This window comes from Paenibacillus sp. FSL F4-0236, from assembly GCF_038000135.1.
Taxonomy (GTDB): Bacteria; Bacillota; Bacilli; order Paenibacillales; family Paenibacillaceae; genus Paenibacillus_AQ.
Genome location: NZ_JBBOBK010000001.1, coordinates 6,624,213 through 6,646,354, shown reverse-complemented (window position 1 = coordinate 6,646,354; position 22,142 = coordinate 6,624,213). Strand labels below are relative to the sequence as shown.

Here is a 22,142-nt window from a genome sequence, read left to right as displayed (position 1 = left end):
TACCGCTGATCCTTATGGATACACAGGTGTGTAGCCGAGGCCAAGGGTTTCCTCCCATCCCATCATCAAATTAAGGTTCTGTATTGCCTGACCTGCCGCACCTTTTACAACGTTATCAATGACGGAGACTATGGTCACCCGCCCTGTACGAGCATCTGTCGCAAATCCGATATCACAATAATTAGAGCCACTAACTTCTTTTGTCGCTGGAATCACACCTACATCGCGCACCCGCACATAGGGTCTGCCCGCATAATATTCACGATATAAATTCACAAAATCCTGCTCCGTATAATTGCCCGTCATTCCTGCATACATCGTACTCATAATTCCTCTGCTCATAGGCACGAGATGTGTGGTGAACGTTACGGTTACCTTTTCTCCAGCAATCTCCGTGAGTGTCTGCTCGATTTCTGGTATATGTTGATGTTTATTTATTTTATAAGTTTTTAAGTTCTCGTTTATCTCTGCATAATGCACCATCAGGCTCGTTCCGCGTCCTGCTCCGGTAACCCCGGATTTGGCATCAATAATAATACTGTCATGCTTAATCCAGCCTGCCTGAATCGCAGGAATTAGTCCAAGAAGTGTAGCCGTAGGATAACAGCCAGGATTAGATATAAAATCAACCCCGGCCACACGCTCTCCGAACACCTCGCAAAGTCCGTACACAGCTTGTTCTAGGTACTCATCAGCAGGAGCTGTATGTTTGTACCAGTGCTCATACTCTGCGCCATCCTTCAATCGGAAATCACCGGATAGATCTACGACCTTAAGTCCAACTTCCAGCAGCTGCGGCACCAGCTTTGCACTTACACCAGACGGCGTAGCCGTAAAAACCACATCCGCCCGCTCAGCCATCTGCGCCGGATCAACGCCATCCAACCTTCGGTCAATAATGCCCGTCAAATGAGGAAACCCTTCCTCTATCGCATCCCCTGCACTAGATGAGGAAATTACCGAAGTAATCTCTACTTTAGGATGACTTTGTAGTAGCCGAATCAGCTCTACGCCTCCATAACCCGTTGATCCAACAATCGCCGCCCTCAGCTTGCCTTCCACTGTCATCCCCACTTCCTGCTTATCCTGAATATATTATTTAATATAATGCATACCGTCTTAGAAATATGTATTATTATACATCCCTATTAATATAAATACAACACAATATGTGAACTTTATTCATCCTAAATATAACCTCATTTAGAAAAAAAGAGAAGCATCACCTCCCCCGTAGGAGAGATTACGCTTCTCTTTTAAATCCTTCGCCTAACACTTCATGTGCTTCGGTAATAATAACAAATGCACTTGTATCTACGGATTGGACAATCGCCTTTAGCCTTGATACTTCATTCTGACCTACCACTACCATCAGAACGGTACGTGCATCGCCAGTGTACCCGCCATGTGCGTCCAGCTTTGTCAGACCACGATCCAGATCATTTAATATCGCCGCAGATATTTCATCTGTCTTGTCCGAGATAATATAAGCAACCTTCGTATAACGGAAGCCAACCTCTATTGCATTAATGGCCTTACCTGTAACAAACAATCCGATCAGCGCATACAGCGCCTGCTCCATGCCGAGTATAAATGCAGCCAGCACAATAACCGTCCCGTCCAGCAACACAACGGAAACCGAGAAGCTGAGACCAGATATCTTTTGAATGATTTGCGCCAAAATTGTAAGTCCACCTGTCGAGCCCCGACCGCGGAACACAACGCCAAGTCCCACCCCCACACAGATACCGCCATAAATGGAGGCTAAAAGTGGATTGGTTGTAGGTGTAGGTAAATCTTTTGTCAACAAGATAAATAGCGGCAACACAAAGCTCCCGAGCAACGAGCGAACGCCGTATTGTTTACCCAGGAAGATTACTCCGAGCACAAACAGCGGGATATTAAGTGCCCATTGCGTAAATGCCGGTTCAGCCCCAAACCAAGCTTCAGCCAATACAGAAAGACCCGATACACCACCAGAAGCTATATGATTAGGCAGAAAAAAAAGATTAAAACCCAGTGCCGTGATTAGCGAACCGATCAGAATAAGCGTTGTATCCACCACATGACGGACGGGTCCATTCAGCGGAATCAGCGGGGGTTTATTACGAGAATTGATTTTTTGCATTTCATGGCGCTCCTTAAAGTGTCATCTTGCTCTACGTAAGAAGAAACGGCTATTCCATCCATATCAAAGAATGGTATCCGTTTCCCCTAAAAAAATATAAAGATAAAGTATGGAGTAACCTTATACTTTCCTATATTCCCGAAAAAATCCCTTAATCCGCCTCAACCTTGATCTGGCTACGCAAGTACCCATCAATGAATGCGTCCAGGTCTCCGTCCATTACTGCACCCACATTACCCGTTTCCACGGAAGTACGATGATCCTTGACCATGTTATACGGATGGAATACATAGGAACGAATCTGACTGCCCCAAGCGATTTCGGATTGCTCGCCGCGAATCTCATCCAATTGCTGCTGCTGCTCTTGCAGCTTGCGTTCATAGAGCTTGGAACGCAGCATTTTCATGGCTTGTTCCCGGTTCTTGATCTGTGAACGTTCGTTCTGGCAGGTTACCACTACGCCCGACGGCAAGTGAGTAATCCGTACAGCAGAGTCCGTGGTATTGATATGCTGTCCACCGGCACCACTCGCGCGATACGTATCGATCTTAAGATCCTCGGTGCGGATCTCAACTTCAACATCATCCGTAATTTCCGGAACGACATCACAGGACACAAAAGAGGTGTGCCGTCTGCCAGAAGAGTCAAACGGGGATATCCGCACCAGTCGGTGTACACCCTTTTCGGCTTTCAAATATCCGTAGACGTTGAAACCCTTGATGAGCAGTGTGACACTCTTAATCCCTGCTTCATCACCCGGTAAATAATCAAGCACTTCAACCTTAAATCCACGTTTCTCAGCCCAACGTGTGTACATACGCAGCAACATCTGTCCCCAGTCTTGGGATTCTGTTCCGCCTGCACCCGGATGAAGCTCAAGAATAGCATTTAACTTGTCGTATGGTTGGTTAAGCAGCAATTGCAGCTCGAATTCATCAACTTTGCTCCCTAAACTGCTGATTGTATCCCCGATCTCTGCCGCCAGATCTGCATCGCCTTCTTCATCCGCAAGCTCTGCCATCATCGCAGCATCATCGTATTCCTGTTGAAGCTTCTCGTATTGATCTACGGAAGATTTCACAGCGTTCATCTCAGCGATTACACTCTGCGCTTGCTCACTATTATCCCAGAATCCTGGAGCCGCCATTTTCTCTTCAAAGTTAGAAATCATCTCTTGCTTAAGATCTAAGTCAAAGAGACCCCCTAAGGTCAGTTAGTTTCTTGCCTATTTCACGCAGATCCTGCTTTACATTTGGTTCTATCATAGGTCACTTCACCTTTCAAAATGGGTTGTTACGGTCTTCGCTCTATTGGATAGTTAGTGAATGAGTGAATGTTCAGCCATTCCGAGAAGGATTAGACTTCCGATCGCTGTTGTTTCCAGATTCCTTGAATAGATAACCGCATCGCGGTTGGAATCTCGAAACAAAGGCGAACACTCCGTTTCTACAGTTCCAAACCTTCTCTCCATTCCAAATTCACTCAAGTGCTAAAGATCCAAAAAAGCGACTGGGCCGTAAACGGGGGATACCCCCGGGCCCAGCCGCTCTTTATGGTTAGTATACCCATAGAGATCAGGGTTAAAGACTTACATCTTCAACACCTGAATATGAGCGATACTAAACGTTTGTCTTATGCGTTTTGACCGTGGCAATTCTTGTACTTCTTGCCGCTTCCGCAAGGGCAAAGATCATTACGGCCAGTCACAGCCTCAACATGAACCGGACGTTTCTCAACAGGTTCGCTGTTTGTAGAGATCTTGTCTTCATCAATAACGGATTGACGTTCCTGATTCGCCTCGATGTGAGCCTTCATAATATAAGTAGCTACTTCTTCTTGAATCGTAGCAGTCATAGTATTAAACATCTCAAAGCCTTCGAATTGATATTCGCGAAGTGGATCCGTACCACCGTAAGCACGCAAGTGAATCCCTTGACGCAATTGATCCATTGCATCAATATGATCCATCCATTTGCTATCTACGGAACGAAGCACGATTACCTTCTCGAATTCACGTACGAGTTCTGAACCCAGACGTTCTTCACGTGCAGCATATTTCTCAAGCACACGTTCGAAAATAAACTCGATGATCTCCTCAGCTTCCTTACCCCATAGAATATCACGGGTCAAAGCACCTTCTTCAAGCAGCTTGCTGTTTACGTAATCAGCAACTTCTTGCAGTTCCCAGTTCTCAGGAATATCATCGCTACAGTGTGCTAGAACGATACGCTCAATTACAGGCTTGATCATTTCAAGCACGATATCTTTAATATTATCGGACTCCAGAATCTCACGGCGTTGTTTATAAATAATTTCACGCTGTTGATTCATCACGTCATCATATTGCAATACGACTTTACGGATATCAAAGTTATTGCCTTCAACACGTTTCTGAGCAGATTCTACAGCACGCGTGATCATACGGCTCTCAATCGGCTGATCTTCCTCGAATCCGAGACGATCCATCATAGTCAGAACGTTGTCAGCACCAAAACGCTTCATGAGCTCATCGCCAAGCGACAAGTAGAATTGTGTAGAACCAGGGTCACCTTGACGACCCGCACGACCGCGCAGCTGGTTATCAATCCGGCGCGATTCATGACGCTCTGTACCAATGATATGCAGACCTCCAAGATCTGTCACACCTTCACCAAGAACGATGTCCGTACCACGTCCAGCCATGTTGGTAGCAATCGTAACTGTACCTGGCTGACCTGCATGGGTAATGATTTCTGCTTCCGCAGCGTGATGCTTCGCGTTAAGCACTTGGTGTCTAACACCTTTACGCTTCAGCATTTCAGAAACGAGCTCTGAATTCTCGATCGACACTGTACCAACCAGTACAGGCTGGTTCTTTTTGTGACGTTCTACGATTTCTTCCACGACAGCCTTGAACTTACCATTCTCGCTCTTGTAGACCACATCTGGCATATCTACACGTTGATTTGGTTTGTTCGTAGGAACTTGAAGAACTTCAAGACCATAAATCTTCTTGAACTCCTCTTCCTCAGTCTTCGCTGTACCTGTCATACCACCGAGTTTACGATACATACGGAAGTAGTTCTGGAATGTGATTGTTGCAAGAGTCATACTCTCATTTTGTACTTCGATTTCTTCCTTCGCTTCAATCGCTTGGTGCAGCCCATCGCTATAGCGACGTCCTGACATTAGACGTCCTGTAAATTCATCAACAATAACGACCTCACCCTCGTTTACAACGTAATCTACGTCACGACGCATAATTACATTTGCTTTTAGGGCTTGGACGATATGGTGATTCAAAGTTACATGACTGTGATCATACAAGTTCTCAATACCAAAAGCGCGCTCAGCAGTAGCCACACCTTTTTCAGTCAAGGCTACAGACTTCACCTTAATATCAACTGTGTAGTCTTCTTCAGCCTTAAGCTTTTTCACGAAACGGTCTGCTGAAAAATACAATTCTGTAGACTTCTCAGCTTGTCCGGAAATAATAAGAGGTGTACGTGCTTCATCAATAAGAATAGAGTCCACTTCATCAATAATACAGAAATACAGAGGGCGCTGAACCATTTGCTCTTTATAAAGCACCATGTTGTCACGCAAATAATCAAAACCAAATTCGTTGTTTGTGCCATACGTAATATCGCAGGCATAAGCAGCTTGTTTATCAGCATGGTCCATACCGCTCAGGTTAACCCCAACCGTCATGCCCAGGAAGTTATAGATTTGTGCCATTTGTGCGCTGTCGCGCTGAGCCAAATAGTCATTGACCGTTACTACGTGTACGCCTTTACCTAGCAAAGCATTCAAATACACTGGCAATGTACCTACTAGTGTCTTACCTTCACCAGTCTTCATCTCGGAGATTCGGCCTTCATGCAGAGCCATACCACCAATTAACTGCACATCAAAATGCCGCATACCAAGTGTCCGCTTGGAAGCTTCACGTACGGTTGCAAATGCCTCAGGAAGAATTTCTTCCAAAGTTTCGCCTTTCTCAATACGGGCACGGAATTCTGCTGTCTTAGCTTGTAACTGTTCATCAGATAGCTTTACAAATTCCGGTTCCAATCCATTAATTACATCGACTGTCTTCATGAGACGTTTAACGTCACGATCGTTGGTGTCTCCGAATATTTTCTTTACAAGTCCTAGCATGGTTAACCCCTTTCATGCAACACAGATGGTGGAACCGAGCCCATCCTCACAAAATTGAAAGGGCCATTTATAAATTCGATTCCGCTGCTTCATAAATTGTAACAGTTTGTAAGAGATGCCGCAATACAAGGTGTATCAGCCACATTTTTCAAATATAGTCGCTTATACGCACAAGAGCCCTATTCGCTGCAAGCGAATAGGGGCTCGGTTTAAATTTCTTAGGTTCTGACTAACTCTCGAGGCCCTTTATACTTAGAGCATAACTGGCATCATTGTATCTTAGCCCTGTTCAATCAGTCCATATTTACCATCATCACGTTTGTAAACTACGCTTACTTCCGAGGTGTCGATATTGGAAAACACAAAGAAATTATGTCCTACCATGTTCATTTGAAGAATTGCTTCTTCCACATCCATCGGCTTCATTGTAAAGCGTTTGTTCCGCACAACTTCTAAATCATCATAATCTTGTTCTTCTACAGCAACAGCGGTACTAGCTCCATCCACAAACAGCGTCTTCAGTCCCTCTTGACGGAACTTACGATTGATCTTCGTTTTGTGTTTGCGAATTTGACGTTCCAGCTTGTCCACAACGGCATCTATGGAAGCATACATGTCATCGCTGCGATCTTCCGCACGAAGCGTCACGCCAGCAAGCGGAATGGTTACTTCCACCGTATGAAGGCCGCGAACTACGCCAAGCGTCACAGACCCTTCAGAGGTAGGGGGTGCTTCGAAATACTTCTCAAGTTTGCTGAGCTTCTTATCAACATACTCTCTCAAAGCGTCGGTCACGTCAATTTGTTGACCTCGAATGGTGAATTGCATGGCCACTCCTCCTTTAGTTACTCCTTCATTATACCAAATTGTTAAGGCTAAGTAAAAAGTAATTCCTTACAGCCCTTACAATTAGATAACAAATATTGTCCTTGTGTTCACAAATAAAACAAGTCCGGTAAGAGCAACTATTCGCCTCACCGGACCAATTGTAAACCTGTCGTTATTATAGTACGAATTCCATTCTTATATTCCCAAACTGAGACAGTATAAGATTAAGTTACTTGGTATGAATTTGAATGATTTCTACAGGTGACAATTGTGTACCTGTTCCTTTAATAACGTATACCTTATAGGCAGTATTGGCTGTCAATCCAGTCAATGTATGCGTATATTTTACACCAGGAGCGAACGTAAGTGTGTTCGTCCATGGAGCAGTCAATGCTGTACCCGCACTATTCTGCCCTAAAGAAATTTGTGTTGCGCTAGGTGCTTTTTCATTTGCCGGCAATACTACATATCTTACCGGTGTTGGAGTGCCACCAGTCACGCCATATTTAACATACACATCTGCTGTAACTGTACCTACTTGTCCTGGTTCAAAAAGCGTAATCGAGTTTGCTGTTGCCTGAGCAGTAGTTAATCGAACTGTTGTTACAGTAGACAGATTGCCAGATGCATCCGCTGCTACGATATATGTTGCATATTCCGTCCCAGGATTCAATCCGTAAACCGAGAATGTAACCGTTGTGTTGGCTACAGTTGCAACACTACCATGTTGTTCGCTTGCAGTTCCATTGCTGATCTGTCCTTTTTCTACCTGCAATGCACTCGGTGCACTTACGTTAGCAGTATAAGGAGCTACAACATAGTACACTGAGCCAGTTACGGAAGATGTCAGGTATACATCGGCTGTTACCGAACCAACGTTACCATAGGTTGCCCCACTTACGGTTGGTGTTGTGACATTTCCGTCACCACCGTTACCGCCGCCAGATCCACCACCTGTACTACCACCTGGTGTAGCTGTTGGCGTTGGCGTAGCGGTTGGTGTCGGAGTAGCCGTTGGCGTTGGGGTAGGAACTACTCCACCACCTGTACCACTACCTGGGTAATAGATGACTGAGGTGTTGATGATACCTACAGCCTCTGCACGTGTTAACGATCTCTTAGGACCGAAGGTTCCGTCCGGATAACCGTTAATAATCTTCTTTTCCGCTGCAGCGGCTACTGCACCTTTTGCCCATGCTGCAATTTGTGCGTTGTCTTTAAATTTGCTAGTAGTGCTATTGGTGCTCAATTTAAGTAATTTCGCAGCCATTACCGCTGCCTCTTGTCTTGTGAGCGGACTATTAGGACGGAACGTATTGTCCTCGTATCCTCCGATATAGCCAGCTTCCACGGCTTTAGCCACTTCACTGTAGTTCCAGTTTGTGCTTTTCATATCTTTAAAGCTTACAGTGGCTTTTTCTTTAAAACCGAACAGGCGATTTACCAGAGTCACATACTCTCCACGTGTAATTGCCTTGTTTGGTTTAACTGTACCATCTGGGTATCCTCCAAGGTATCCACTATCTAACCATTCCTGTAGCTGAGCTTGGGCCCAGTGACCTTGAATATCCTTAGGTACGGAGGCGGCAGATACGCTGCCAAGAGATCCTAATAACATACTAACTCCTAAAACTCCGGTCATAAGACCGCGCAACTTCTTTTTCATCCTGCTAATCATCCTCCTAAAAGTTTTGATAGCGTAGGCTATATGAATCTCTTCTCGGAAGTATTGGCCTAGGCTAACATAGTGTGCGTCGAGGTAAGATAAACAGCTCAACGTATACCTATTACCCACATTTCGAAGAGTTCTAACATTTTCCATATTATAAATTTACAAAGTACGCTATTTTCTTTCTATTAACAGCATTGATAGAGGCTTATGAGAGCACAAATTATCCCCACAAAGTGGAGCTTTACTTCGATGTATACTCAGGTACTTTACCGGGGCCCCAAGCACACAAAAAAAGGATCTTGGGAGAATTCCCAAGATCCTTGCTAGCGCTGTCTAAATTGCTAACCATCTACTTATATGTAGGTCGGCTTAGCCGTATGATTATAATTTGATTACGTTAGCTGCTTGTGGTCCGCGTGCGCCTTCAACGATATCGAACTCTACGGATTGGCCTTCATCCAAAGTCTTGAAACCATCTGTTTGAATCGCGGAAAAGTGTACGAATACGTCGCCACCGTCTGCAGTCTCGATAAAACCATAACCTTTTTCTGCGTTAAACCATTTTACTTTACCTTCCATTGATTAAACATTCCCTTCGTCATCAGATGAACGTGAGTCTTGCTCACAAATCGACTATACCACCGTAACTTCTTCATTGTCAATTGGAAAAGTAAATGTTTACATGCAATAATTTACCACGTAAAATAGGACGTTTAATTTACCATAATCAAGAAATAGTTGCAGCGTAAGGATCAAAAAAAGAGCAGACGGTATTTAATACCCGTCTACTCCTATAGTTAAACACCGAAATAAATTATTTTCTGCGATCCATTAGAAAACTATCTGGGGTGTAGGCGGCCTCGTAGGCGCTACGCTGTACTTTAGCCTGATTGCGCTTCTGCAACCAGTCTTGGGCTTCCAAACGAAGAGCGTTCATTCTATCTAAAATCACATTATCGTATTCCAAAATTCGATTAATTTCTTGTTTTTGTGCGGACGTCGACTTACAAATTCCGGCTTGTTCTGCAATAGAGTCGACAAGCTCCTGACGATCCTCGACAAAAAGCTCTAACTCCTCATAGGTAGTCTCATCGAGTCTGTCCGTAATGTCCAAGGTTAGTTCCTTCAGGCTCTGAATTAACTCATCCATGAGCACTTTCAGCCTGTCCCTGGCCTGCAGCGATTTTGGATGCCTGTAGCCAAGTTTCCCGAAGTTCTGTAAGATAGCCGATAGCCTCTTCCGCTTTTTCTGGGCTTTTGCGGATGTTAGCTTCCACTAACAAGAAATTTGTATATTCATAAAGTGAATAAAGATTATTAGAGACCTCATAAGAGTAGTCCAATGTACTCATTAATTCACTTATAATCGTTTGGGCTTTGCCAAAATTAAGACTGGTCTTCTCATAGTCCTGTTTGCTAAGACCATCCATCGCTGTTCTAACGAAACGAATGGCTCCATCGTAAAGCATGACTACCAACTGTGCAGGCGTTGAGGTTTTGACAGAAGATTGGCGATACTTGTCATAAGGAGATGTTATCAATAATGTCACCCTCTATTTTATAATTATCTTAGCTGGATGTGGAGAAAAGACTGTTAGACTGTGACTGCAACTTGTTCATTGCCGTTTCCATGGCAGAGAACTGCTTGTAGTAGCGATTTTCAGCATTATTAAGGTTCTTCTGCATTACTTCAAGTCGACTATTGTAGCCCTTCAGTGTCCTGCCTATAGAACTCTCTGCTTTGTAGGTACCTGTAAGAGACGCTGAGAATCTATCTGTCCCTGCCTTCTCTGAAATCATTTCTAATGCTTTGTTTGCTCTTTCAGCAATTTTATCAAACAGTCCACTAGATGGATCGCTTGCAGGCCCCTGTAGCACATCGAGTATCCTTTGTGGGTTATCATCAATTGCCTTTTTTAGTTTAGATTCGTTAAGATAAAGCTTTCCACCTTCAAAGTACTTACCTGTGGTAATACCCATTGAGTCCAAATCACCTAAGCTTCCAGTGATGATCATTCGCATTGACGATGCCATTGACTTTAGAATATCATCATTCTTTAAAAGTCCGCTCTGTGCCTTTTCCGTCCAAGCTTTAATATCAGCCTCCTTCATATCCTTTTTCTGTTCATCTGTTAGAGGGGCGAAAGTACGATATTTAACTTCGCTTGTTTTTTTATTCATTAATTCCAATATACTGTTATAATCTTCAATAAACCCTTTGATTGTATCTATTGCCTTAGCTGAATCAGTCTGAGTAGTAATAGTAGTTGACTCACCTGCCGGAGTAGTAGTCAGCAGTGTGAGTGCAACGCCGTTTACTGTGAAGTTATTAGAGTCTTTATCAAATTTAGTTCCATTTATAGTAACCTGTGCATTTACACCAAGAGTTTGGTTAAAAAGATCAAGAAGGGTATTTTGTCCTGACTCATTTCCGAATTTAACCGTACCCCCAGTATCTTTTGTTTTAGAAGTAAATATCAACTTACCTGTAGAACTGTCGAAGCTGGCTTTCGCCTCGGAATCTGACTCTATTTTTGTAAGGATACTATCAATCGAAGCAGAACCCAAAAATTTAAAATCAACATTATTAATTTTTAATGTATATTCTTTTAATGGATCGGCACCGAGAATTTGAGACAATGTATCGGTTGTTTGATAACCACCACCAATCCCCCTTGTTTCAATAGAGGATTTAGGAAAACCATTAAACAAACCTATGACTCCATCATCCCCTGATGCCCCTATCTCAACTTTACCAGTTGCTCCACTTGTTTTAGAACGAATGATTAATTTCCCTGAAATCTCGTCATAACTTGCGATAGCATTTGCTTTAGAATTAGCATTGATTGTAGAAACCATAGTGGCAATAGTAGTCCTACCATTAAAGAGTGACTTACCACTGGTGTCCTTAAATGTTTCACCATTAATAGTTAGAACAAATTCTTTATTAAGTAACGCTTCCTGTTCATTTGGAAGGAGTGTACCTAATTTTTCATTTGCAATTTGTGCGAGCATTGTGGAACTTGTTTTACCAGAGCCAATCCCACTTGTTTCAATAGTTGCTCTTGTTGCAAGTCTCTCAATACTAAGTTTCATCTCAGTACCATTCGCTTCGGCAGTAGCTTCAGCCTTAATGGCATTTGTATTACCTGTAACAATAGCTTTATTTGCATTTAGAGCACTATTAACTCCATATTTATCAGTAAGTTTATTAGTTTTAAACTCATATAGCTTACTGTTAATTTCCCGGTAACTATCTCTCTTCCATTCCAAAAGCTGCTTATCTGCTTGTAATTTATCAAGCGGGACTCGCTTTGCCGCCATCATACTCTTAACCATTGCGTCAATATCCATTCCTGAGAATCCATTTATACGTGTAACCAAAATAACACCTCCATTAACTAGATTTTTTCATCTACTAATATACCTGCAATTTCCATCATTTTAGCTACAAGATCTAAAGTTTTCTCCGGAGGAACTTCGCGAATAAGCTCACCTGTATCTTTATTTAACACTTTAACCATAATATCATGTGTTTTCTCATGGATGCTTATCTCAAGCGTAGTCTGGGGTCCCTGTAAAGATTTCACTGCACGTTCGATCGCTCTAATGAGCTGTTCCTCGGCAATACTTACGTTTATCCCCTGTTTTTCTTTTGTACTCATTTCTTTTGTATCTCTTATGGGGGTTGCCTCACTTACCTGTGACACCGATTTAGCACTAGTATTCTTAACTTCAGGTCTGTTTGGTCCGCTTATTGTAGAGCTAGCAGTAAGTGAAAACTGTACGTTCATTAACTCGACCTCCAACAACGCTCATTTTATAATGTATATATCGGTTTATATTAGGAATAATTTAGGGTTTTCTCTTCCTGTCAAGCAAAACAAATATAAAAAAAGCTCCAGGGAAAACCCCTGGAGCTTCGAGAAAGCGAATAAATTAACGAAGCAATTGCAGAACACCTTGTGGTTGTTGGTTTGCTTGAGCCAACATTGCTTGAGCTGCTTGAGCTAGAATATTATTCTTAGTTTGGTTCATCATTTCTTTAGCCATGTCAACATCTCGAATACGGGATTCAGCAGCAGACAGGTTTTCAGAGGATGCTCCTAAGTTATTGATGGTGTGTTCCAAACGGTTTTGGTACGCGCCCAGTTTTGAGCGTTCGCCAGATACTTTGCTCAATGCTGCATCAATTGTAGTTATTGAATCACTAGCTGTTGTAGCGTTACTTACATCGATGTTGTTTACTCCTAGTGCGCCCGAACGCATATCTTGAACGGAGATATTGATTTTTTGACCTGCATTAGCGCCAATTTGAAAATCAAGACTATTATCAGCTACAGTCAGCTCAAAAGTATCACCATCAGCATTGGCTGCAGAATCTACAACAGTACCATCAAGTGAGCCACCTTTAAATGTTACTGTAGCGCCATGCTTGGAGTCCGCTATTGTAGCTGTAACACCAGCTGGAAGAGTAGTTGCATCAATAGCTACATTCTTACCAGCTGTTGGAGCACCTACCACGGCTTTTGCTGTACCAGTTGCTGTCAACGTGTAACCTGTACCAAAGTCATTGGCCGAGAAAGTCAGCTTACCCGTACCATCATCAGCAGCTGTAAAACCAATTTCTCTAGATTTAGCATTAATTGCTGAAATCATATCAGAAGCTGATACGTCTTTAGCGAATTTAAAATCAACGCCGTTTAGAACCAAAGTTGTATCTCCTGCAGCTGTTGTTGCTGCAACATCGGCCCCTACAGCATTTGTTGCTTTAGTAGCTGCTGTCGTAATTTTAATACCAGCATAAGTACCGCCAATAGCATTTTCACCTGTTGAGATAACATTAACCTTACTACCAGTTGCAGTCCCTCCGGTTACTAATGCATTTTTACCAGAGCGTCCATCCAATAGTTTCTTTGTATTAAACTCAGTGGTGTCACCAATTCTATCAATTTCTTGTTTGAGTTGAGTGATTTCCTTCTGCAATTCAACACGGTCAGAGTCAGTGTTAGTATCATTCGCAGATTGGACTGATAATTCACGCATACGTTGCAGGATACTGTGAGTTTCGTTCAAAGCACCTTCAGCAGTTTGGATTAAGGAAATACCATCTTGAGCATTGCGGTTAGCTTGATCCAAACCGCGGATTTGACCGCGCATTTTTTCGGAGATTGCCAGGCCGGCAGCATCGTCACCGGCACGGTTGATACGAAGACCGGAAGACAATTTCTCGATATTTTTGTTAGTGTTGGCTGTGTTAGCAGACAGTTGGCGATGAGTATTCAAAGCCGCGATATTGTGGTTGATAATCATTTGATATTTCCTCCCTGAAATTAAGTTAGTTCCACATCCATGTGGTAAACGCCGAACCATTAAGGTCGGCCGCCCTGCCGGATCAGCGTCTACTACATATATCGACGGCATGCACCCAACTGTTTAGAGCATTTCGAAGTTTTTTAAAAATTTCTTGGAAAATCTGCCTATATCACAAAAAAACCTGAGGCTGCAGCCCCAGGAATGAGTTTTCTAGACTCTTATTCGTTATTGCCGTTATATCCGCGAAGCCGATGAATCAGCGCATTAAGATCCGATTGCAATGGAGCAGCCGATTCACGGTTTGCTTCCTGTATAGACAGATATACTTCTTTACGGAAAATATCGACATGCTTGGGAGCGGCAATACCTATTTTAACCGTATCTCCCTCTACACTTAAGACCGTTAGTTCAATCTGATCTTGAATGACAATGGACTCACCTTTTTTGCGGGAAAGCACGAGCATATTATCCACCATCCTTTCCGTCTATTGCTGGCTGCTCTTGCAGCAGGCAATGCTTCGTGTGATAAGGTGATCTGTGGAGAACGATTTGTTTCCCCACATTTCCATCTGGATTTAAGACAATGGGAGCCAACAGATTAATTGTGGATTGTTCAACCTGTTCTTTCAGAGTAATGATGCAACGGACAACCACATTCGAACCAATCTGGAGCTCTTCCGCTTCATTATCCGGCAATTCAAATTCATAGGAGGGGTAAAATATAAACGGATCACCAAGCAGAAAGGATAATCCTTCGTTCTTTATTGACTGCAAATACCAAAAGGGTGACTCTGCCATTTCTATCAATGCGAGTTCTGTTTCTTCGTCGAATCCGGGAATTCCTTTGGAAAAATAATAGATCTGTTCCTCAGTTACTTCAAGTTTTCCCCAAGATAGTGTTTCTATAATCAAGTTGTTCACTCCTCAAAAGTTTTGCATAGCAAAACTGGTTCTTAACTTACCTCGTTCGGATTCTAAATAACAGAAAAGCTATAGAGGCGCTTTCCGGCACACCTATAGCTTAAGAAGCTACAATTGAACATTCAATTCTGGTGGAATAAACTGAATCGAAGCGTATTGCTGCATATATATGTTTAACTTTCCGCGAGTATATTCAATCTCTGGATTATGCCTCTCCACCTGAATATCTACTCTTGCTGCTCGAAAATCGATTTGTGGGGCTCTCGTTTCAATATGAATATCCACATTGTCGTAGGATGCTGGACCACGAATCTCTGGAAACGAATTTGGTTCGGTATCAGTGCCATACACTTCTGCAATTGAATTACCAGGTCTAAAAAACTGAGCCATTCGATTCCCTTGCTCGACCTTTCTGGCAATGCCCTGAAGGTATAACTGTTGAATGCCAGAATAAATCCGTTTGTTCATATCCAGCATCTTTCCACCGTTATAAGCCTCCCAAGCACGGGCCTGATCTATTGTCAGCTCAGGCCTAGTGGATTGAACTGTTAGTTCACCCGGAGTGGTTGTTACACTAATCTCAGCCTTAGGCTGACTGATCGAATAAGAGCCCGGGTCAGCATCAATACTCATTAGAGCAGGCGTCTGACGAATTTGCAATATCGGCTGCAGCAAAGAGAACCACCTCCGTTTATCTGATAAAGTCTACGAGAGTTGTGGATATAATCTTTGCCCCCACAGACAAGGAAGCATTATAGATATTCTCTTGGATCTTCGAATTCATAATTAAACCTTCATAATCGGCATCCTCTGTTTTTGCCTGTAGATCCGTCAGGTTAATATTCAGATCACTAAGCCGATCCTGCATCAATTCAACGCGGTTAGTCTTTGCCCCTATTTCGGAACGTGCCGATAAAATCGTCTCCATGCGCGTATCGATTATATCAAGTTGACCAGATACAGCCTTAAGATCACCAGCCTTTAACCCAGCTGAAAGATTATTAATAATTGCAAACAGATTATCCGTATCCCCAGTCTTACCGAATACGTCATTGCCAGTCATACTGATTGGCATACGCACATCTTCACCTACAATAAACTGAATCTGCCCGATATCTGTTGTAATCGGCTTAGATACATCATACGTACCATCTGCACCTTTAGTGAAATCATAAGGTTTCGTGTTGTATTGCTCGCCATTAAAGATATACTTACCATTCAACGTACTGTTAGCAATATCCACAAGTTGGTCTTTTAACTGCAATACTTCTGCATTGATACTGTCAAGTGCTGACTGCGGATTAGTACCTGTCGAAGCTTGTACGGTCAATTCACGAATCTTTTGAACGACATCTCCGGCTTGACCTAGGACTGTATCATTATAATCCAACCATGAAAGAGCGCTATCTACATTTTTGGTATATTGCTCGTTAGAGGAAAGCTCCGCACGATAGCGTAGGGAATACGTGATCCCTACCGGATCATCAGAGGGCTTGTTGATTTTGCGTCCGCTTGAAAGCTGTAGCTGTGTGTCGTTCATCGTCCGAGCATTACGGTTTAGGTTAAGCAGAAGCTGTGAATTCATCATGTTAGAGGTTACTCTCAACATATGCTATATCTCCTTTTATCTGCCGACTGTGCCGGTGGAATTAATCAATTTGTCTAGCAATTCATCAAAAGTAGTCATAAAACGCGCTGCGGCACTATAAGCGTGCTGGAACACGAGCATATTCGACATTTCCTCATCCAGAGACACACCGCTAACAGATTGACGACGGGAATTAACTTGCTCTACAAGATAATCTGAGTTATCGGTTTGACGCGCAGCCTCTTGTGATTGAATACCTAGCTGACCCACCATGGAGCCAAGAAGTCCACCAACAGTATTGCTAATGCTACCGTCCGGCGTAGTGAATTTACTATCCTTCAGATTCGTAAGCAAGAGCGCCAAGGTGTTATTTCCTTTAACGACCTGCGTATTCCCAGCTGCATCTACATTCGTGCGCAACGAGGTAGCAAATAAACTAACATCAGCAGCAATTTCGGGATTTAACTTGATCGTTCCAGCGTCACCAGAGGTTACAAAGAAATCACGACCAGAGCTTCCATCCATCGCATAACCTAACTTGTGAAGTCCGTTCAAGCCTTTGACTATAGTCTTAACATCTTCGTTTACAGAAGCGCCCTTTGGCATAGCTTGTCCAGCAGCCAATGTAACTACGGTGCCATCTGCTTGCTTAATCTTGGCATCATTAGTCAACACCGTACCTTCAGGAAGATTAGAACCTGCCGGTATTGTAATCTCAACGTCACCAGTAGCAATCGTACTAGCCATATCGTTGAGTTGTTTTTTGTAGTCGGTAACATAAGTGTTTTTGGAGAAAATCATTCCGTAAGCCTCGCCGCCCTTCAAGGTTCCAGCGGCATAAGCATTATTAAGAAATGCACTATCTACGGTTGCAGTAACTTCTCCACCCTCTACCAGTGGCTGTCCACCCAGAGAAACGTTATAACCAGCTTCTGTCTCCACGACGGTAATATTAACAATCTTGGATAGCTTGTCTGCCATCAGATCGCGTTGATCGCGTAAATCATTTGCCTGATCGCCCATACCTTCGATCTTATAGATCGATTTATTCAAGTCTGCGATAGCGGTTAGGTAACCCTGAGCCTCTTTTGCTTTAACTTCAATATTAGTAGTTAGATCCCGTTCAAGATTATCTAATTGCGTGCTCATATAATTCATGGCATCAGTCAAAGATTGTGCAGTTTGTACTACAATCTTACGAGCAGTAGGATCTTCAGGGTTCTTACTAAGGTCAGACCATGATTTCCAGAAGTTATCTAGAACGGTACGAATACCTGTATCCGATGGTTCGTTAACAATCGCTTCTAGTTTAGAGAGGGTATCTGCTTGAAGCTTCCAGTTTCCAAATGCAGAATTCTCACCACGGTACTGATCATCCAGAAACATTTCCCGAATCCGATCGATAGATGAGAATTCCACCCCTGTACCCATTTGACCAGGAACGGTAGATTTATTAAATCCGTACGCTTCAATAGGTAAAGCAGCCTTCATATTTACACGTTGACGAGTATAACCCTCGGTATTCGCATTTGCGATATTGTGTCCAGTCGTATTAAGAGCTGCGGTCTGAGTAAAAAGGCTGCGTCTCGCCGTCTCTATCGAGTGAAAAGTGGATGTCATGCTGCTTACTCCTCCTTATGTTCTGCTCTGACAGAACACTTCATCAGTACAATTCTAGCCTCGTGCATCAAAAATCCCCGACCGATTTACGCCATTGCCTTTGTCGGACGGACGATGATATGTGATATCCTGATTCGGTCTTCCGACCAGCAAATCCAAAGAATAATCTATAAAAGTAAGCGACTGCTCTATCAGCTTCTGATTAAGCTCATTTGCTTCTTTCAAGCGGTGCAAAGTGCCAGAAAGCTTCTGCTGAATATGCAGCAGTCGTGCCTTGTCTTCAGGGTCAAATATAAGTCTGGACAGCTCAGTTAGGTTCAGGTTCAGGTTGGAACGAATACCTACGCCTTGCAGAACGGTATATGCCGCCGCGATTCGCTGTTCCTCGAGCTGTCCAATCAGTTTCATTAACTTGGACTCACGGTTCAGGATGTCGATTAATGCATCCACCTTGTTGTCCATAATCGTCTGTTTTTTCTCAGCGGCCAGCTCCAGCATTTGATTATGCACTTCGTCCAGCCGCTCCAATAGTTCTATTAATGTCGTCAATGCCATGGATGGTTTCACCTAATTCTCGGAGGATTGCTTAAAGTAAGGGGCGAGTTTCTCTGCTAGCTTAGCTGCATCTACTTGATAGGTACCTGCGGAGACCTGTTGCTTCAAACTGTCGATCTTAAGTGCACGTTCAGCATCATTACCAGAATTCTGTGCTTGCAAGAGCTGAATCGCTTCATCAGAGATCGAAACCTCATCCTTGCGTGAACTTTTCTTCATTTGTTCCTGCCTTTGCGCATCCGCGCTGCGTTGATACGGATTCATCGCGTTAATTCGTCCGGTCTCGTTAATTTTCATAACTTCACCTTCCTTCTAATATAAAAAAGCCGATAATCTTTACTAAGTTTATCGGCGTAGACTGAAACATTCTTTATAGCTGCAAACGTTTTTTTGCAGATTTTATAGGTCACGCAACTTGTCTATGGCACGATATGCACCGTCTGTTGTCTTTTTGGTAGAATCCTCAGCAGCACTTTCCTTGGCGGCATTGGAGAGATCCTTCCTTAGCCGAGAACGGCAGCTATCACACATATGCCCATCGCGAATCAGCGTTCCACACACCTCGCAGGGATACATCATATTAGGAGCATTAGCTATAGATATCCGGCCCTCTCGAATAAAGCGGGTGATCTCCTTAATCGAAATTCCTGTAGCATCGGACAACTCTTGAATGTTGGTTCCTTTGTTCTCCCGCAAATAATCCACGCAGATCTCATATTCATGCTCCAGCTCTTTGATGCAGGGCTGGCACAACCCCATAAGATTCTTAACAAACAACCGGCCGCACCTTGGACAATTGTCTAGATTCATAACAAGCAGCCGCTCCTCTCCGTACATTCTGTACAACGCATAATATCCTTATGCTCCTAGATTACATGATTGCAAAGAATTCGTCTATGGGACGGAAGAAACGCTATTACGGGCATGGATCTCTTCAAAAAGTGAATGGGCTGTTCACAATCATGCATTTCGCTCTCCTCAGGAACGTGCCCAAGTTAGGCTATACACCTCTACCGCATAACCATAATCTGAGCCCATTTGTTGTATGATCTCAGCGCACGCACGAATGGTACTGCCCGTTGTATAAATATCATCAACAATAATAATCCGAACAGAACGATTTAGAGGGACCCCCCTTTTCATCCAATCCGTAAATTGTGTTGTTACTGCTGGATTCTCCGCAAAAGCGTGCTTCATATCTGTTAGTCGTTCCGCTCGGCTCTTAAAACTCTGCTTTCCCGTATGATGTGTGCGGATCAGCAGCGGAAGTTGTGGAATCTTCCTACATCTAGCTAGCACATCAGCCAATCTTTCCGCTTGATTAAATCCTCGCTCCATAAGCCGGGAATCACTGACAGGCACTGGCACTAACAAATCAGCAGACCAAGAACGATGGATGATGGATGGTTTTCGGGATAAAAGAGCGCTCTGCTTCTCTTTTTTTAGGGTTAGATAGGCTCTATCCAGCATGAGGCCAAGTAAAAGGGCATATCTTTCATTCCCGCGATATTTATACTGACCCAACCATTCTCGCATAACACTAGTGTAAGCCACTGCACTTCGATTACAAATAATCGGTGACGGTTCACTACTTCGGGTACAGTCAGGACAGCCCACATGCCGACCACATTTCAAGCAGCGTAGGGAACGTATCCAAGGAATGGATTCTACGCAATTCCTGCAAACTCCAGGAAATTGCGAGGATACAGGGTTGCGCTTACCGCAAGTTAAGCATGGAGTTACGGAAGGGGACAAGAGTGCCTGAGATTTGGTTAACCATGAGAACAGGGCACTCATCTCAGTGTCTCCTTGCTAATATAGCCTTTTCGGCGAGCAATGACGTTCATAGTACGAATCTGGCAGATCGCTCCTCGCTGGGATCGAGTCCACTGGAGAGAGGCAAATACAACCCGCCCTGCAGGATCATCCTTAGATCGCCCGGCACGCCCCGCCATCTGAGCCAATGAGGCTTCGTCAAAAAGATCGCTGTCCGCATCCAAAATAAAAACATCGCTACGAGGCACTGTAACTCCCCGTTCCAGAATCGTAGTCGTTACTAATAGGGAGATGGCACGGTTGCGGAAAGCAGTTATCTTCTCTGACCGGAAGGGATCTTTAGAGGAGGTACCCTCGATAACTACGCCGGGAAAGTTCCGACGAAGCAGAACCAGTAATCCTTCAATATGTGCAATACGCGACACAAAACAAAAGATTTGCGCCTCGCGCTCGAGCGACCTACGAAGCGTATGTATGATCGATCTAGGTAAGTTCCCACGCTTTAGGCATGTTTGAACAGATGTCATAGACAGATGCTGCGGCACAGGCAAAGGATGACCATGGAAGCGGACAGGTACTCTGGCATGTGGAAGTCTGCCTGACCGGACCAACCGCTGCATTTCTTGTGGTGGAGTGGCTGATAAGTAGATAAAAGAACCCTCTACCTTACAAGCTTGTTCTGCGGCATATGCCAGCATAGGATCATTGTGGTAGGGGTACGCGTCCAGCTCGTCTATGATAACGAGATCAAAGGCTCGATGGAAGCGCAGCAGCTGATGGGTAGTCGCGAGCGTTAAGCGACCACTCACCCAGCGTTCTGCGCTGCCGCCATAAAGCACGGCGAGAATCTCCGCCGGGAAAGCCCTCGCGAGCCGCGGAGCGAGCTCGAGTACGACGTCGCGTCGCGGCGTCGCTACGAGCGCCCGCCCACCGGCGGCGAGCACGGCCTCTAGGAGCGGGAAGATCATTTCTGTCTTCCCGGCTCCCGTTACCGCCCAGAGCAGGAACCGCTCTGGGCACGAATTGGCGGAGCGCTCACGCCGCTCCGCCAGAAAACCCAGCGCAGCGCCAGCGGCTCCCGCCTGCGCTGGGCTCAGTCCCCACCGGCCTGCGGCCGCGGTGGGGTCAAGGGCGGCCGTGCACCGCACGGCCGGAAGCGCTGCGCTGCGCAGCAGCAGCGCGCAAGCCCGGCTGCGCCCAAGTGCGAGGCAGGCCTCGCAATAGGCGCAGCCCATAAGGCCGCACGCGGCGCATGCCGTGCGGCCGGTGGGAGCGCTGCCGCAGCGCAGGCAGCGCGAAACCGCGCGGCGGGCGACAGCGCCGCGCCACAATACGTGCGGCAACTTAGCCGCCGCACGCGCCAGAGCGCCAGCTCCCTGCGGGCGCTGGCGGGCCCACGCCCCATGCGCAGCCGGGGCGTGACTACCAACGGCAGCTGTCAGTTGCAGCCGCCCCTGCAGATGCGCCAGTTGTACCGCCTGACGCCAACGACCCGTCAGCTCTGGAAAGCCCTCTGCCAGCAGCGCTTCTATTTCCGGCTGAAGTAAAGAGCGGCCGGCCACCGCATGTACGAATTGTTCTACCTCCGATTCAAGCAA

General features: G+C 44.6%; 21 protein-coding genes and 1 pseudogene. All 22 read right to left on the bottom strand.

Annotation, left to right across the window (positions count from 1 at the left end):
- Positions 1-12 precede the first annotated feature (12 nt).
- Positions 13-1,068 carry an N-acetyl-gamma-glutamyl-phosphate reductase gene (gene argC, locus NSQ29_RS29600; protein WP_076285680.1) on the bottom strand — a complete coding sequence of 352 codons (1,056 nt, stop codon included), beginning with the start codon at positions 1,066-1,068 and terminating at the stop codon, positions 13-15.
- Positions 1,069-1,243: 175 nt separating this feature from the next.
- On the bottom strand, positions 1,244-2,128 hold the full coding sequence (locus tag NSQ29_RS29595; protein WP_042131326.1) for a YitT family protein: 885 nt from the start codon (positions 2,126-2,128) through the stop codon (positions 1,244-1,246).
- 151 nt (positions 2,129-2,279) lie between these two features.
- Positions 2,280-3,393, bottom strand: a protein-coding gene (gene prfB, locus NSQ29_RS29590; RefSeq protein ID WP_341126671.1) for a peptide chain release factor 2 whose coding sequence is annotated in 2 segments (ribosomal slippage) — positions 2,280-3,320 and positions 3,322-3,393 — 1,113 coding nt in all. Because the reading frame shifts where the segments join, the coding sequence is not laid out codon by codon here.
- A gap of 367 nt (positions 3,394-3,760) precedes the next feature.
- A complete protein-coding gene (secA, locus tag NSQ29_RS29585) occupies positions 3,761-6,268 on the bottom strand; it encodes a preprotein translocase subunit SecA (RefSeq protein WP_076297896.1) in 2,508 nt (835 codons plus the stop codon).
- A gap of 279 nt (positions 6,269-6,547) precedes the next feature.
- Positions 6,548-7,096, bottom strand: coding sequence for a ribosome hibernation-promoting factor, HPF/YfiA family (gene hpf, locus NSQ29_RS29580; protein ID WP_042131328.1), 549 nt, complete (start codon positions 7,094-7,096; stop codon positions 6,548-6,550).
- A 229-nt stretch (positions 7,097-7,325) separates the two neighbouring features.
- Positions 7,326-8,762 (bottom strand): S-layer homology domain-containing protein, encoded by a 1,437-nt coding sequence (locus tag NSQ29_RS29575; protein ID WP_341126670.1) that lies wholly within the window; start codon positions 8,760-8,762, stop codon positions 7,326-7,328.
- Positions 8,763-9,149: 387 nt separating this feature from the next.
- Positions 9,150-9,347, bottom strand: coding sequence for a cold shock domain-containing protein (locus NSQ29_RS29570; protein WP_019915069.1), 198 nt, complete (start codon positions 9,345-9,347; stop codon positions 9,150-9,152).
- A gap of 235 nt (positions 9,348-9,582) precedes the next feature.
- Positions 9,583-9,918, bottom strand: a complete 336-nt coding sequence (locus tag NSQ29_RS29565; RefSeq protein WP_341126835.1) for a hypothetical protein — start codon at positions 9,916-9,918, stop codon at positions 9,583-9,585.
- Positions 9,911-10,318, bottom strand: coding sequence for a flagellar export chaperone FliS (gene fliS, locus NSQ29_RS29560; RefSeq protein WP_371915740.1), 408 nt, complete (start codon positions 10,316-10,318; stop codon positions 9,911-9,913). Before fliS ends, NSQ29_RS29565 begins: the two co-directional genes overlap by 8 nt.
- A 19-nt stretch (positions 10,319-10,337) precedes the next feature.
- Positions 10,338-12,152, bottom strand: coding sequence for a flagellar filament capping protein FliD (fliD, locus tag NSQ29_RS29555; RefSeq protein WP_341126669.1), 1,815 nt, complete (start codon positions 12,150-12,152; stop codon positions 10,338-10,340).
- 17 nt (positions 12,153-12,169) lie between these two features.
- Positions 12,170-12,562 (bottom strand): flagellar protein FlaG, encoded by a 393-nt coding sequence (locus NSQ29_RS29550; RefSeq protein ID WP_341126668.1) that lies wholly within the window; start codon positions 12,560-12,562, stop codon positions 12,170-12,172.
- Positions 12,563-12,707: 145 nt separating this feature from the next.
- Positions 12,708-14,081, bottom strand: coding sequence for a flagellin N-terminal helical domain-containing protein (locus NSQ29_RS29545; RefSeq protein ID WP_341126667.1), 1,374 nt, complete (start codon positions 14,079-14,081; stop codon positions 12,708-12,710).
- 221 nt (positions 14,082-14,302) lie between these two features.
- Positions 14,303-14,548, bottom strand: a complete 246-nt coding sequence (csrA, locus tag NSQ29_RS29540) for a carbon storage regulator CsrA (protein WP_341126666.1) — start codon at positions 14,546-14,548, stop codon at positions 14,303-14,305.
- Between the two features lies 1 nt (position 14,549).
- Positions 14,550-15,005: a flagellar assembly protein FliW gene (gene fliW / locus NSQ29_RS29535; RefSeq protein WP_341126665.1), complete on the bottom strand. Its 456-nt coding sequence runs from the start codon at positions 15,003-15,005 to the stop codon at positions 14,550-14,552.
- A gap of 108 nt (positions 15,006-15,113) precedes the next feature.
- Positions 15,114-15,680 (bottom strand): DUF6470 family protein, encoded by a 567-nt coding sequence (locus NSQ29_RS29530; protein ID WP_341126664.1) that lies wholly within the window; start codon positions 15,678-15,680, stop codon positions 15,114-15,116.
- A gap of 16 nt (positions 15,681-15,696) precedes the next feature.
- A complete protein-coding gene (gene flgL / locus NSQ29_RS29525; protein ID WP_341126663.1) occupies positions 15,697-16,614 on the bottom strand; it encodes a flagellar hook-associated protein FlgL in 918 nt (305 codons plus the stop codon).
- A gap of 15 nt (positions 16,615-16,629) precedes the next feature.
- A complete protein-coding gene (gene flgK, locus NSQ29_RS29520) occupies positions 16,630-18,213 on the bottom strand; it encodes a flagellar hook-associated protein FlgK (RefSeq protein WP_341126662.1) in 1,584 nt (527 codons plus the stop codon).
- Between the two features lie 54 nt (positions 18,214-18,267).
- Complete coding sequence (locus NSQ29_RS29515; RefSeq protein WP_042192416.1) at positions 18,268-18,768, bottom strand: flagellar protein FlgN; 501 nt, start codon at positions 18,766-18,768, stop codon at positions 18,268-18,270.
- A 12-nt stretch (positions 18,769-18,780) separates the two neighbouring features.
- Positions 18,781-19,065: a flagellar biosynthesis anti-sigma factor FlgM gene (gene flgM / locus NSQ29_RS29510; protein WP_042192418.1), complete on the bottom strand. Its 285-nt coding sequence runs from the start codon at positions 19,063-19,065 to the stop codon at positions 18,781-18,783.
- A gap of 102 nt (positions 19,066-19,167) precedes the next feature.
- Positions 19,168-19,578 (bottom strand): TIGR03826 family flagellar region protein, encoded by a 411-nt coding sequence (locus NSQ29_RS29505; protein ID WP_076285720.1) that lies wholly within the window; start codon positions 19,576-19,578, stop codon positions 19,168-19,170.
- Between the two features lie 168 nt (positions 19,579-19,746).
- Positions 19,747-20,565: a ComF family protein gene (locus NSQ29_RS29500; RefSeq protein WP_341126661.1), complete on the bottom strand. Its 819-nt coding sequence runs from the start codon at positions 20,563-20,565 to the stop codon at positions 19,747-19,749.
- Positions 20,562-22,049, bottom strand: a pseudogene (locus NSQ29_RS29495) (helicase-related protein); the annotation flags it as partial. The gene NSQ29_RS29500 and the pseudogene NSQ29_RS29495, both read right to left, overlap by 4 nt.
- Positions 22,050-22,142 lie beyond the last annotated feature (93 nt).

What these genes read in the sequence shown, in the direction of transcription:
- secA (WP_076297896.1), bottom strand. Translation starts at nt 6,268, where the DNA reads ATGCTAGGACTTGTAAAGAAAATATTCGGAGACACCAACGATCGTGAC.
- csrA (WP_341126666.1), bottom strand. Translation starts at nt 14,548, where the DNA reads ATGCTCGTGCTTTCCCGCAAAAAAGGTGAGTCCATTGTCATTCAAGAT.
- NSQ29_RS29595 (WP_042131326.1), bottom strand. Translation starts at nt 2,128, where the DNA reads ATGCAAAAAATCAATTCTCGTAATAAACCCCCGCTGATTCCGCTGAAT.
- NSQ29_RS29515 (WP_042192416.1), bottom strand. Translation starts at nt 18,768, where the DNA reads ATGGCATTGACGACATTAATAGAACTATTGGAGCGGCTGGACGAAGTG.
- flgK (WP_341126662.1), bottom strand. Translation starts at nt 18,213, where the DNA reads ATGACATCCACTTTTCACTCGATAGAGACGGCGAGACGCAGCCTTTTT.
- argC (WP_076285680.1), bottom strand. Translation starts at nt 1,068, where the DNA reads ATGACAGTGGAAGGCAAGCTGAGGGCGGCGATTGTTGGATCAACGGGT.
- NSQ29_RS29565 (WP_341126835.1), bottom strand. Translation starts at nt 9,918, where the DNA reads ATGGATGAGTTAATTCAGAGCCTGAAGGAACTAACCTTGGACATTACG.
- flgL (WP_341126663.1), bottom strand. Translation starts at nt 16,614, where the DNA reads ATGTTGAGAGTAACCTCTAACATGATGAATTCACAGCTTCTGCTTAAC.
- NSQ29_RS29550 (WP_341126668.1), bottom strand. Translation starts at nt 12,562, where the DNA reads ATGAACGTACAGTTTTCACTTACTGCTAGCTCTACAATAAGCGGACCA.
- NSQ29_RS29575 (WP_341126670.1), bottom strand. Translation starts at nt 8,762, where the DNA reads ATGAAAAAGAAGTTGCGCGGTCTTATGACCGGAGTTTTAGGAGTTAGT.
- hpf (WP_042131328.1), bottom strand. Translation starts at nt 7,096, where the DNA reads ATGCAATTCACCATTCGAGGTCAACAAATTGACGTGACCGACGCTTTG.
- NSQ29_RS29500 (WP_341126661.1), bottom strand. Translation starts at nt 20,565, where the DNA reads ATGAGTGCCCTGTTCTCATGGTTAACCAAATCTCAGGCACTCTTGTCC.
- NSQ29_RS29570 (WP_019915069.1), bottom strand. Translation starts at nt 9,347, where the DNA reads ATGGAAGGTAAAGTAAAATGGTTTAACGCAGAAAAAGGTTATGGTTTT.
- flgM (WP_042192418.1), bottom strand. Translation starts at nt 19,065, where the DNA reads ATGAAAATTAACGAGACCGGACGAATTAACGCGATGAATCCGTATCAA.
- NSQ29_RS29505 (WP_076285720.1), bottom strand. Translation starts at nt 19,578, where the DNA reads ATGAATCTAGACAATTGTCCAAGGTGCGGCCGGTTGTTTGTTAAGAAT.
- NSQ29_RS29545 (WP_341126667.1), bottom strand. Translation starts at nt 14,081, where the DNA reads ATGATTATCAACCACAATATCGCGGCTTTGAATACTCATCGCCAACTG.